Origin of the sequence: Psychrobacillus sp. AK 1817, from assembly GCF_008807035.1 — a bacterium.
GTDB lineage: Bacteria > Bacillota > Bacilli > Bacillales_A > Planococcaceae > Psychrobacillus > Psychrobacillus faecigallinarum.
Genome location: NZ_CP031739.1, coordinates 1,671,283 through 1,684,935, shown reverse-complemented (window position 1 = coordinate 1,684,935; position 13,653 = coordinate 1,671,283). Strand labels below are relative to the sequence as shown.

General features: G+C 40.0%; 7 protein-coding genes. All 7 read left to right on the top strand.

Translation table 11 applies throughout. The features are described 5' to 3' along the window. Positions 1 to 987 carry an ABC transporter ATP-binding protein gene (locus D0S48_RS08420; protein ID WP_151113764.1) on the top strand — a complete coding sequence of 329 codons (987 nt, stop codon included), beginning with the start codon at positions 1 to 3 and terminating at the stop codon, positions 985 to 987. Next, positions 984 to 1,976: an ABC transporter ATP-binding protein gene (locus tag D0S48_RS08415; RefSeq protein ID WP_151111242.1), complete on the top strand. Its 993-nt coding sequence runs from the start codon at positions 984 to 986 to the stop codon at positions 1,974 to 1,976. Before D0S48_RS08420 ends, D0S48_RS08415 begins: the two co-directional genes overlap by 4 nt. Before the next feature lie 1,018 nt (positions 1,977 to 2,994). Then, positions 2,995 to 8,295 carry a S8 family serine peptidase gene (locus D0S48_RS08410; protein ID WP_151111240.1) on the top strand — a complete coding sequence of 1,767 codons (5,301 nt, stop codon included), beginning with the start codon at positions 2,995 to 2,997 and terminating at the stop codon, positions 8,293 to 8,295. 594 nt (positions 8,296 to 8,889) lie between these two features. Then, entirely contained in the window at positions 8,890 to 10,131 is a 1,242-nt protein-coding gene (locus tag D0S48_RS08405) for an Nramp family divalent metal transporter (protein ID WP_151111238.1), read from the top strand. Positions 10,132 to 10,147: 16 nt separating this feature from the next. Continuing rightward, on the top strand, positions 10,148 to 11,164 hold the full coding sequence (locus D0S48_RS08400; protein WP_144540421.1) for an NAD-dependent epimerase/dehydratase family protein: 1,017 nt from the start codon (positions 10,148 to 10,150) through the stop codon (positions 11,162 to 11,164). Beyond that, the gene (locus D0S48_RS08395; protein ID WP_151111236.1) at positions 11,165 to 12,235 is read left to right on the top strand and encodes a dihydrodipicolinate synthase family protein; all 1,071 of its coding nucleotides are present in this window, start codon (positions 11,165 to 11,167) and stop codon (positions 12,233 to 12,235) included. A gap of 103 nt (positions 12,236 to 12,338) precedes the next feature. Next, positions 12,339 to 13,649, top strand: coding sequence for a GGDEF domain-containing protein (locus D0S48_RS08390; RefSeq protein WP_151111234.1), 1,311 nt, complete (start codon positions 12,339 to 12,341; stop codon positions 13,647 to 13,649). The last annotated feature ends 4 nt before the right edge of the window (positions 13,650 to 13,653 follow it).

The following is a 13,653-nucleotide window of genomic DNA, read 5'->3' as shown; positions in this document are numbered from 1 at the left end:
ATCTCACTAGATTTGCTAACTGTGGAGCATGTAAATATATCTTTCAAAAATGATAAATCGCTAAATATACCAGCAGTAAGAGACTTGTCATTTCATATTCAGCAAGGGGAAACAGTTGGCTTAGTTGGAGAATCGGGCTGTGGAAAAAGTGTAACGGCACTTTCATTGATGCAGCTAGTGGAGAAAAATACGAGCTCTATTGAAGGAAACATTGTCTTTGAAGGAGAAAATCTAAATACATTTTCAGAAAAAGAGATGCAGGAGGTTCGTGGAAATAAAATCTCGATGATATTTCAAGAGCCTATGACATCCTTGAATCCAGTCCATAAAATAGGCAAGCAAATTAGTGAGGTTCTTTTTCTACATGGGTTTGCCACGAAAGCTAACAGCAAGGAAAAAACAATTGAGATTCTAAGAAAGGTAGGGATTCCTCGAGCAGAAAGCATTATAGATGAATATCCCCATCAGCTTTCGGGAGGTATGAGACAAAGGGTGATGATCGCTATGGCAATGGCCTGTAACCCTAAACTCCTTATCGCGGACGAGCCTACCACTGCCTTAGACGTAACTATTCAAGCACAAATACTAGATTTGATGAAAAACTTGCAGCAGCAATATCATACGGCAATCTTACTCATTACGCATGATTTAGGAGTAATATCAGAAATGGCCGATCGGGTCATAGTCATGTATTATGGACAAATTGTAGAGCAAGCAGATGTTAGAACGATTTTCAAGAATCCAAAGCATCCCTATACAATTGGTTTGTTGAATTCTGTACCGAATATCTATAGTGAGAGTAATGATCGGCTCACTCCTATTGAGGGAAATGTCCCAAATATAGGGGCAATAAAGGAAGGCTGTCCATTTCGTTTTAGATGTCAGCAAGTACATGCAAAATGTCATGAGTATAACCCATCCTTATTTAAACTCGATTCTCAGCTAGTACGTTGCTGGTTATACGAGGAGCAGGGGGTGAAAGCTTGAATAAACTTCTATTAGAAGTTGAAAACCTTAAAACTCACTTTCCTATTAAAAAGCGTTTTCTAAAAAAAGGAAAGCAGTTTGTAAAAGCTGTAGACGGACTCAATTTTTACGTAAACAAAGGAGAAACACTAGGGATAGTAGGAGAAAGCGGCTGCGGAAAATCCACAATGGGCAGAAGTATTCTTCGTCTTATAGAACCTACTGAGGGTAGGATTACCTTTCAAGGTAAGGAAATAACCTCATTAAATGATAAGGACTTAAGAAAAATGAGAGGCGAAATGCAAATAGTATTTCAGGATCCCTATGCCTCCCTTAATCCTAAAATGACAGTTGGTGCTATATTAGGCGAGGCACTACAGACTCATGGTATCGCCCAAGGATTGAAGGAAAGAACAGAAAAAGTTCAAGAGCTATTGGTGAATGTAGGGCTAAGTCCGATTCACATCGACCGCTACCCACATGAATTTAGTGGGGGACAAAGGCAGCGTATTGGTATTGCGAGGGCTATCGCTGTAAATCCCTCTTTAATAATTGCAGACGAACCAGTATCTGCTCTAGATGTATCGGTTCAGGCACAAATTCTCAATCTATTTCAAGACTTAAAGGAGTCTCTAGGACTTACTTATATATTCATCGCTCATGACCTTAGTGTCGTCAAGCATGTCAGCGATAGAATAGGAGTTATGTATTTAGGAAAAATAGTAGAGCTATCTGATAAGAAAGGGTTATTTCAAAATCCACTACACCCTTATACGCAAGCACTCATGTCTGCAGTACCCTTATTAGATCCTTATATAAAAAAGGAAAGAATTATCCTAACTGGTGACGTACCAAGCCCCTCCAACCCACCAAGTGGCTGCACCTTCCATACAAGGTGTCCCTATAAACAAGACGTATGTGAAACAGTCATCCCAAAAGAAATCAATGTTGCTGAAGGCAGGTATGTCAGCTGTCATAAGTATGATGATCAATATAGTAAGCATTTTTAATAGTCCCCCTGTTCTCAGAATAGAGAACAGGGGATATTGCTTTAAAGATATAAAATATTGGTTTTCAAGACTTTATTTACCCGATCGAAGTAACTTTGGCAAGCTGTCCATTTCTTTATTTTTTCGTTCTCCTCTCCAAATTAAACCCGAACCTCTTCTCTCTATTGATTAGAGCGACAGGTGGCGACTCCTGTGGGATGAGTGAGATGATAAGACATAACAAACGACGCGACTGCGACGGTGATGGCTTATCGCTCTCCCGCGGAAAGCGTTCACCTAAAGCGGAAATCAAGCATACTTTGCCTCTTTTTTAAAGAGTAAGTAAGTAAATAAGTTAGTTACAAAATTATCCCTTCCCCGAACACTATTCACTAGATTGATTGAAGCGACAGGTGGCGACTCCAGCGGGATGAGTGAGATAGATAAGGCATCACAAACGGGGCGAAGCCACGATGATGGCTTATTGCTCACCCTGCGGAAAGCGTTCACCTAAAGCGGAAATCAAACATACTTTGCCTCTTTTTTAGTAAGAAAATGAGTTATTATCCCTTCCCCGAACACTATTCACTAGATTGATTGAAGCGACAGGTGGCGACTCCAGCGGGATGAGTGAGACAGATTAGCCATCACAAACGACGCGACAGCGACGGTGATGGCTTATCGCTCACCCCGCGGAAAGCGCCCACCTAAAGCGGAAATCAATTACTTTATTAATTGTAAAGTATCTAGATATCATTATTTACTCTTCATTTATTCGTGTTCTTTCACATAAATGCTACAAGAATCATAAGAAAGCAGAAACTCATATTTAAAATTTTCCAAACATAGATAGCTAATTTTTCACATTCTAAATCATACAAATAGGGACTAGCACATAGATTAGAAAAGTATCAAATTATAAGTTTGTTACTTCATCTCATAGGAAGGATGCGATCCTCATATTACGACATTAGCTAATGGAAGGTGCAAAATCACACTTTTAAAAGTGAAAAACATTTGTGCTAAAGGGGGATATTAAATGAAGAAAAACCTAGTTAATAAGTTTTTTAGAGTATTTTTGGTACTAGCTATGGTCTTGACGATGTTCAGTCCAATGATGACTGCATCGGCAAATGGTGCGACAAAGCAGTTTAAACCAAATACTACTAGTGAAAGCACAATGCAGTTAAAATCAGCAATCGCTGAGCAAACAAGTTTGGGGAACGATGGACCGAAGCTTCACAAAGACTTACAGAAACTATCGGGTAATCAGGAAGTTGCAGTTATCATACATCTATCCGAGAAACCTGTTGCTCTTGAAAAAGGTATTAGTGAACTAAAGGGAAAATCACTCTCTGCTTCTCAAGAAAATAGTATAAGAAATAAGGTAAAAGCTCAACAAACAGCTGTAAAAAAAGAAATAAATATAAAAAAGATTGCTATGAAGCAAGGCTATACATTTGATACAGTATTAAACGGTTTTGCAGCGGTTGTCAAAGCGGATGACCTTCCAAAACTATTAGATGTTAAAGGTGTAACACTAGTGGAGCCTGATGCAATCGTTTACGCATCAGAAGAACCACAAAAAACGAAGCCTGTTAAATCTACTGTCACTAAAAAAGAAGATAAATTAGATGCAAAGATGAATACAAGTATTTCATTCCTAGGCATTGAAAGACTATGGAATGAGGGAATAGAAGGGCAAGGGATTAAGGTTGCAGTATTGGATACAGGTATTGATGCAGATCATCCAGAATTTGCAGGTATCTATAAGGGTGGTAAGAATTTCATCCCTAATTCATCTACCTATACTAGAGCTCGTGCAGATAATGACGCATCGGAAACTTCACCGGCTGAACGTCCTGCAGGAACTCCAGAATTTAATGCGAAAGGAGATGCATTCTATACTTCTCATGGTACGCATGTAGCGGGTACAATCGCAGCAATAGGCGCGAATGAATACGGCATTAAAGGGATTGCTCCAAAAGTGGACCTTTATGCTTACCGCGTACTAGGTGCTTACGGCAGTGGATCTTCCTCTGGTATTGTAAAAGCCATAGATACGGCAGTAATAGAAGGAATGGATGTTATTAACCTTTCACTTGGTGGAGGAGCTAACTCAGAAACGGATAGCGGATCCTTTGCAATCAATAATGCGATGATGGCTGGTACTATTTCTGTCATTGCAACAGGTAATTCAGGTCCGAATCGTGGGACAATGGGTACTCCTGCGACAGCCCGTTTAGGAATTGCTGTTGGTAACACTACTAATCCTGAAGTCATGCATAACGGAAAAGTAAATGTTACGATTGGCGAATATAAACTTACGAAACAATTACAATTGATGGGAACTACTTTTGGTACGGATGTTTCCACTCAGCTTCAAGGCGAATTTGACTTAGTCGCTGTTCCTGGTAACGGTGAAGCTAAGGATTATAACGGGCTTGATGTACAAGGAAAAGTTGTAGTAGTTTCTCGTGGTGCGATTGCTTTTGTTGATAAAATTGCACATGCAAAGTCAAATGGTGCAGCAGCAGCCATTATTCATAACTTTGCTGGAGGCTCAAATGCACCAAATGCCTCTGGAACATTCTTAGGAGATTCATTTGAATTTATCCCAACGTTTGATATGTCTCAAACTGACGGGGATGCAATTCGTGCAGCATTAGTAAATGGCGCAGGGAAGGTTTCATTCGGGGACTTTGGCTCAGCACAAACTACTGGAGATGAAGTAAATAGCTCTAGCTCACGTGGACCTTCTACACCAAATTTTGATATTAAGCCAGATGTAAGTGCACCTGGAACTAATATTATGTCAGCAATTCCTATGTATAAAGCAGATTTCCCAGATGTAGTATATGGAGAAGCATATGACCGCAAAACGGGAACGTCCATGGCTACGCCACATATCGCAGGGATTGCGGCGCTTGTTAAACAAGCAAATCCATCATGGAATGCTTTCGATGTAAAGGTTGCTCTTTCAAATACGGCTAAAATCTTGAACACTACTAACTATGATGTGTTCGCTCAAGGTGCTGGTCGAGTAGACGCATATAGTGCTGCTCATCCGAATGTACTTGCCTATGCAATCGATCAAGCTGTTTTAGATGCAAGTGGAGAAATCGTTGAAAACTTGAAGGGAACTGTAACTTTCGGTCCGCAGTCTTTGAAGGATAAAAACATTTCTGTCACAAAACAAATTAGAGTAAAAGATTTAAAGGGTCAAGGTGGAAATTATAATGTAACAGTTGATGTGACCAAAACGTTTGGTGATGCCAAAGTGACTGTTGATAAGCCTTCATTTACATTGGCTGGAGAGCAGGTATTAAATGTTACATTGACTGCTTCTAAAGCAACAGCTCCAAATGGCTCTGAAATTCTAGGTTATATCCGTATTAACGGTGGAGGTTCAGAGGTTTCATTGCCATTCGCCGCAGACTTCTCTGGAGTGACTGCTACCGAAATTAGAAATATGGCCATATCAGGTACTGACCTATCCTTTAATGGAGATGGTGTGAAGGATTCAGCCGAGCTTACATTTACATTGACTGGGAACGTGACAACGAACTATATCGAGCTTTGGGATATCATGGATCCTGAAGGTGGAGAATATGGTGATGGTTACATTGGTTATTTACATGCAGGTTCTTCACTTGCAGCAGGCTCATGGAGACTACCGGTTGATGGAGAGTATCAACCATGGAGTGGTGCACCTGCAACAACAATTCCAGATGGTCTTTATACAATTGACTTTAATGCTATTGCTGCATCAGGAGCTGTAAGTGCTTATGTTGGTCCTGTCGTTGTAAAAACAACAAAACCTGAAATCACGGGCTCTGTGAAGGATGGAGTGGCAACAGGGAAAGTAACAGACAAATATATAACGTATAACGAAGAATTATATTTGTATGGACTAGAATATGATTTGAATGAAAAACTAAAAGCTTCATATATTGCAACTGTAAACGGTGTGCCAGCGGAACCTGTGAAATTCAATTTGGCACAGGACGGAGCATTTACATTCCCAGTAACAGCTGAGACTGATTCTATTAAGGTTGTTGTGAACGATGCAGCAGGTAATGTAGGGGAAGCATTGATATATGAAAGCGAAGATCCAGAACCAGAGCCAGTCGTAACCCTTTCTGTTAACCCGACTGAACTTACTTTAGAAACTGGAAAAACAGCTAAGCTTTCTGTTACGGAAACTTCAACGCCAGCTGAAGGTGCAGCGACAACTAAAGATGTTACGGAAGCAGCTACTTACGCTGTAGCGGACGAAAGTGTTGTAAAAGTTTCTAAAGGATTAGTAACCGCAGTAGGTAAGGGATCCTCAACGATCACTATTACTCATGGTAAAAATACATTGACTGTCAATGTGACTGTAAAAGATTCCGTTGTTATAGTACCTGGAGTGAAGCTAGTTGCAAACAAAACACAAGTTGACTTGGAGCCTAAAAAAGAAGCACAGCTAACTATTAAAGAGGTAACAACAACATCGGATGGTAAAACAAAAACACAGGATGTAACGAAAGCTGCTACTTACAAAGTAGCAGACAGTAAAGTTGCATCAGTAAAAAATGGTTTAATCACTGCTAAAAATGCAGGAAGTACAACAATTACCGTTAAATATGGCAAAAGCGAATTGACGATTAATGTGAATGTTATAGAACCAGTCGTAACATTGACTGCTAACAAAACTGAGCTTGCTTTGGAGCCAGGAAAAGAAGCACAGCTTACGATTAAAGAAGTAACAACTGGAGCAGACGGAAAAACAAAACAGGTTGATGTAACGAAGGCTGCAACATACAAAGTAGCAGATAGTAAAGTAGTTTCTGCAAAGAATGGTTTAGTAATAGCGAAAAAAGCAGGTAGCACAACAATCACTGTTAAATACGGTAAAAATGAATTAACTGTAAATGTAACTGTTACAGAACCAGGAGTAACGTTAACTTCAAACAAAACACAGGTAGACTTGGAGCTAGGCAAGGAAGCACAGCTAGTTATTAAAGAAGTAACAACAGGCGCTGACGGAAAAACAAAACAAGTTGATGTAACAAAATCTGCAACCTATAAAGTAGCAAATAGCAAAGTTGCTTCCGTGAGCAATGGTTTAATCACAGCGAAAAGTGCAGGTGACACAACAATCACAGTTAAATACGGTAAAAATGAATTAACAGTAAATGTGACTGTTACAGAACCAATCGTTACACTTACTACTAATACAACAGAAGTGAATCTGGAACCAGGCAAAGAATCACAGCTAAAAATTAAAGAAGTAACAACTTCAGGTGGTAAAACAAAAGAGACAGACGTAACTAGCTTTGCAACATATAAAGTAGCAAATAACAAGGTTGCAACCGTAAGTGGCGGTCTAGTAAAAGCTAAAGGCGTCGGTAATACAACTATTACGGTTAAATACGGTAAAAATGAATTAACTGTAAATGTAACGGTCACAGAACCGGAAGTAACATTAAGCATAGACAAAACGGAAATTAGCCTTGAACTAGGAAAAGAAACGAAATTGAAAGTGAAGGAAGTAACAACAACTGCAGATGGAAAAACAGCTGAAAGAGATGTCACTGCAAACGCAACTTATAAAGTAGCAGATGGTAAAGTTGCCTCTGTGAGCAGTGGTTTAGTAAGAGCAAAAGCTGCCGGAAATACAACCATTACTGTTAAGTATGGCAAAAACGAATTAACGGTAAGCGTGACAGTTACTGAACCAGAAGTATCCCTAAGTGTAGACAACAGTCAAATCACTTTGGAGCCAGGAAAAGAGGCACAGCTGACTGTTAAAGAAGTAACGACAACAGCAGATGGAAAAACAACAGAAAGAGATGTTACAACATCCGCAACTTATAAAGTAGCAGATAGTAAAGTGGCTTCTGTAACTAGTGGATTAGTAAGAGCAAAAGCTACAGGTGACACAACCATCACTGTTAAATACGGTAAAAATGAGCTAACAGTAAATGTTTCTGTCTCAGCTCCAGAAGTGACAATAACTGCAGATCAAACACAAATTGACTTGAAGCCTGGAAAAGAGAAACAACTGAGAATTACAGAAGTAACGACAACAGCAGATGGAAAAACAACAGAAAGAGATATTACGATAGCAGCTACGTATAAAGTAGAAAATACTAAAGTAGCCTCTGTTAGCAATGGTTTAGTAAGAGCAAAAAGCCTAGGAGAAACAATTATTACCGTTAAATATGGTAAGAAGGAAATTACAATTGCTGTTACCGTTTCAGATACAGGTAAATCCGGGAACGACGTAATAGAAAATGAGTTACATGCACCTGAACTTCCTTTACCTTTGGCAGAAGAAACATTAGCAAATTAATAAAAGATGAAAAGAAGTAGCCAGATTCTGGCTACTTCTTATTTTTGGATCAGAAAATACAGCATTTTATAGATGGATTTCTTATTTATGACCGTTCGCGGAGATTTATGACCGGATAGAAAATTTTATGACCGGATAGCTCGACTTTATGACCAGATAGAAATTTTTATGACCGGATAGCCCAATTTTATGACCGTTCACCATTTTTCTATATCTTTAAGGATTTAAAAGTTTGAAAGAAGTAGCCAGTGAGAAATCATCTGGCTACTTCTTATTTTGGATCAGAAAATTAAACTTTTTATAGATAGATTTCTTATTTATGACCGTTCGCGGAGATTTATGACCGGATAGAAAATTTTATGACCGGATAGCTCGACTTTATGACCGGATAGAAATTTTTATGACCGGATAGCCCAATTTTATGACCGTTCACCATTTTTCTATATCTTTAAGGTTTTGAATAAGAAGTAGCCAATGAGAAAGTGGCCACTTCTTTCTGATTAACAGTCCTATTAACGTCATGTCATTATATAGAATTATAAGATACTATAAAATTATATATTTCAGAAAAGTCAATTAAAGGGAGGGTTAAAAATGAACGAGGGTGCAAAGATTGGGGTTGCTAGTAACACTAAGGTCGGTAGAAAGAGTATTTTTAGTTATTTGGGTCCGGCATTAATTACCTCTGCGTTAGTTTTAGGGCCGGGGAGTGTGACTTTGTCCTCGAAGATTGGGGCTATTTATGGCTCGCAGCTCGTATGGACATTAGTTTTAGCGGTTATGTTGATGATGGTGTATACGGAAATGAGTACGCGAATTGGAATTGCTGCAAAGGCTAGCTTCATAGGGGTTATGAAGGAGAAATGGGGATTTTGGTCCGGGCTGCTTATTGGGATTGGCGCATTTTTGGTTACGGCTTCGTTCCAGGCGGGGAATGCGATTGGAACTGGTCTTGCTATTTCCACGGTGACTAATATGAAGCCGACTGTTTGGATCATCGTATTTACGCTTATTTCTATTGGGCTATTGTTTGCAAAGCAGTTCTATCAAATTCTTGAGAAGCTTATGCTTGTTTTGGTAGTTGTGATGCTATTGGCATTCCTTATTACAGTCATTTTAGTGAAGCCATCGATCGTTGAAATTTTTCAAGGATTTATTCCTGTGATCCCTGATGGAAGTATGGGATTGATTATTGCCTTATTTGCAACAAGCTTTTCCATAGTTGGTGCATTGTATCAATCGTACTTGGTTAAAGAAAAGGGTTGGACTCTTACAGATGCAGCCAGCGGAAAGAAGGAGTCTTTCTTAGGTATTTTCCTGCTTGGATTTATCTCTTTTTTAATCATGATCACAGCTGCCACTATCTTAAAACCACAGGGCCTAGTCGTGAATAATGCAACGGAAATGGGCTTGGCATTAGAGCCATTATTCGGTAGCTGGTCAACTTTCGTATTTATGCTTGGGCTGTTTGGTGCTTCGTTTTCCTCGCTTATGGGAAATGCGACGATTGGCGGTTCGTTGCTGGCAGATGGATTTGGGCTAGGAAGTAACCTTTCTAATATGAAAGTAAAGCTTCTCATTATTTTAGTGATTTTGTTTGGTTCGGTTATTGGAATTGTATTTGGTTCCGCACCGCTCAATTTAATCGTCTTTGCTCAGGCGGTGACGATTTTTGTTGTTCCGTTTATAGCAATTGCAATTTTAGTAGTGGCGAATGACAAGCGGGTGATGGGTGAGTTGAAAAACAAATGGCTAAGTAATGTATTAGGAATCATTGGTTTGCTTGTGTTGATTTATCTTGCATATAACAACGTACAAAATATCTTTTTTACTTAATAGACTGGAGGACAATATGAAAACAGTAGAAGAATTAGAGAACCTGATGACGCAGCCATCTGCTGCATTGATAGATGACTTAGTGAAGTTAGAAGGAAATATTATGGTTTTGGGTATCGGCGGGAAGATGGGCCCGACGCTTGCGATAATGGCAAAGCGAGCGATTGATGCGGCAGGCTTGGATAAGAAGGTGATTGGGGTTTCCAGATTTTCGAATGGCACGCTGAAAGATGAGCTAGAGTCCGCAGGTGTTGAAACGATTGCCTGTGATTTGTTAGATGAGGATGAGCTAAAAAAGTTACCGGTAGAAAAAAATATCATTTATATGGCTGGGAATAAATTCGGGACGACTGGTAACGAGCATTTCACATGGGCGATGAATACGTATTTACCAGGTAGAGTAGCAGAACATTTTAAAGGCTCAAATATTGTGGCATTCTCTACGGGAAATGTTTATCCATTAGTTCCTGTTTATGCAAGCGGCTGCGATGAGAATCATCCTGTGGCTCCAGTCGGTGAGTATGGTCAATCGTCCTTAGGGAGAGAGCGCGTGTTTACTTATTTCTCACAAAGAGACAATACACCACTTGCTATATTCCGATTGAATTATGCAATTGATATGCGCTACGGGGTTTTATTGGAAATTGCCAAGTCCGTCTTTAATGAAACACCGCTTGACCTTTCCATGGGGCATGTCAATGTGATCTGGCAGGGAGATGCGAATGAGTATGCGATTCGTTCACTTCTTCATGCGAGCTCGCCTCCGACAATCATCAATGTGACAGGTCCAGAGACGCTTTCAGTTCGCTGGCTGGCAAAAGAGTTTGGGCGCTTGTTCGATAAAAAGCCTGTGTTTGTTGGCGAGGAGCAAGAAAATGCATTACTCAACAATGCGAGTAAAGCTCACCAGCTATTTGGTTATCCTCGTGTTTCTATTAGAGAAATGATTGAATGGATAGCTGACTGGGTGGCTAATGATGGAGAGACGATTAATAAGCCGACCCACTTCCAGGAGAGGAAGGGTGAATTTTAAATGGCATTAACTGACGAGCTGAAACAGCATTTACACGATGGAGCTTTCATACCTGCTCATCCACTGGCAATCACACAGGATAAACAGCTAGACGAAGAGGCTCAGCGCCGATTAACTCGATATTATATCGATGCAGGTGTTGGAGGAGTAGCAGTTGGTGTCCATACGACGCAATTTGAAATTCGTGATTCGCAATTTAATTTGTATGAAACGGTATTGAAGCTTGCGATGGAGGAAATCGAAAAGGCAAAAATTGATCGACCATTCCTCAAAATTGCAGGTGCTTGTGGGAAAACAGAGCAGGCAGTAGAAGAGGCAAATACTGCTAAAAATCTTGACTATGATATGGTATTATTAAGTAACGGTGGATTAAATGAATATTCAGAAAAGGAATTGATTGAGCGCACAATGGCAGTGGCGGATATCATCCCAGTTTTCGGATTTTATCTGCAGCCAGCTGTAGGAGGACGTGTATTTAGCTACGATTTTTGGGAGCAGTTCGCAGCTATCGACAATGTGTTCGGTATTAAGATGGCACCATTTGACCGCTATTTGACGTTAGATGTTATTCGTGCGGTAAACGCCTCTCCTAGAAAAGATGAAATTGCACTGTACACAGGTAATGACGACAATATCGTGACTGACCTATTTACAGAGTATGAAGCAGAAGTGAATGGTCAGAAAGCATCGAAACAAATTGTCGGCGGCTTGCTCGGTCATTGGTCTGTCTGGACACATAAGGCAGTAGAGCTTTTTGAACAAATAAAAGAAGCGAGAGCAAATGAACAAGTTGATAAAAAGTGGTTCTCCGTCGCTCAACAAGTGACGGATGCTAATGCAGCATTCTTTGATTCTAAGCATGATTTTAAAGGGAGCATTGCTGGAATCAATGAAGTGCTCAGAAGACAGGGGCTTATGAAGGGAAACTGGTGCCTGATGGACCATGAAGTGCTAAGTGACGGGCAGCTAGAGGAAATAGACCGTGTTTATGCTGCTTATCCAGAGCTGAATGATGATTCTTTTGTAAAAGAGTTTTTGGAAAAGGAAAGCGCAGTGCCTAGACTGTCTTGAAATATGTGTCTAGGTAAGGAAGAGGATATCGCAGGAAAAGAAACAGCATTCTACAGACACATCAAAAGGTGTGTCTTTCTTCTATTCCAAGGGGGTGGGTTTTGTGGAAACTAGTATTAGAGTAGGAGTTATAGGGCCACAGTGGATTCGAGAAACAATGGTGAGATGCTTTGGACTTTTTCCGAATATCCAACCGATTTTTAGTTTATCGGATGAAATAGTAGATGCTAGGCAATTAACAACGGAGCTTATCGATCATGTAGATTGCTTGTTTTATTCGGGAAGAATTCCGTATTTAGTTTCGAAGGATGAAATCCCTATAGAGGTTCCAGCTTTTTATATTCCTTTGAAGGGAGCAGGACTTTATCAAGCGCTGTATAAGCTGAAGAGCAAAAAGAGTCTATCGAATATTAGTCTAGATGGTATTCAGAACAATTACATGGAAATAGTGAAAAATAATTTAGAAGAAACGTTTACCTATCAAAGCTTTCAAGAAATCGTCTATATGGAAAACAAAGAAGATGTAGTAACCTTCCATGAAAAGAATGTGTTGGACAACCCCGATACAGTAGTGATTACTAGTTTAAAGCTAGTAAGTGAACAGCTGACAAGTATGAATATTGTAAATGAGTGGCTGAAGCCAACAGACCAGGATATTATTGTGGCAATCGAGCGAATGCTGCTTGCGACCAATCAACGAAAGCAAAAGGAAATGCAAATTATTATAGGTAGAATCTTTATAGAAAGTTCCGGGGATGTCCATGAATTTATGACGGAGCAGCAGGTACATAAACGAAGTCATGCTATTCACCGTATGCTGCTTCAATTTGCAGAGCAAATAAACGGGTATCTCGTTGCACTCAGCAGCAGTGAGTATATATTCGTTACCAATCGAGGCATTTTTGAAAGGATTACAGAGGGTTACAAATACTTGCCAATTGTCGATGAGATGAAGAAAAAGCTAGAGGTATCTCTATCAATCGGTGTAGGTTTTGGCTTCTCAGCTTTAGAGGCTGGCTCGCATGCTAGGGTTGCTCTCATTCAGGCGCAGGAAAACGGAGGGGGCTGCTGCTTCATCGTCCGTGAAGATCGCAGTGTTTTCGGTCCAATTGACTTAATAGTACCAATGAAATACCCACTCACAGTGACCGATCAGTTACTGATCAGTAAAGCAGAATTTGTTGGCATGAGTGCTGCAAATATAGAAAAAACGATGGCTGTTATCAAGCGAAAACAAAAGAATGAATTCACGGCACATGAATTAGCAACTATCCTTAGCATCACACCAAGAAGTGCACATCGAATCATTCAATCCTGGTTAGACGCCGAGCTGATCAAAATCATAGGGATGGAGAAAATTTCAAGGCGTGGCAGACCGAGACAGGTATTTGCAATTATTATGAACGAGGAATAGGAGG

Coding starts and splice junctions, on each gene's coding strand:
- D0S48_RS08410 (WP_151111240.1), top strand. CDS start 2,995: ATGAAGAAAAACCTAGTTAATAAGTTTTTTAGAGTATTTTTGGTACTA.
- D0S48_RS08405 (WP_151111238.1), top strand. CDS start 8,890: ATGAACGAGGGTGCAAAGATTGGGGTTGCTAGTAACACTAAGGTCGGT.
- D0S48_RS08400 (WP_144540421.1), top strand. CDS start 10,148: ATGAAAACAGTAGAAGAATTAGAGAACCTGATGACGCAGCCATCTGCT.
- D0S48_RS08395 (WP_151111236.1), top strand. CDS start 11,165: ATGGCATTAACTGACGAGCTGAAACAGCATTTACACGATGGAGCTTTC.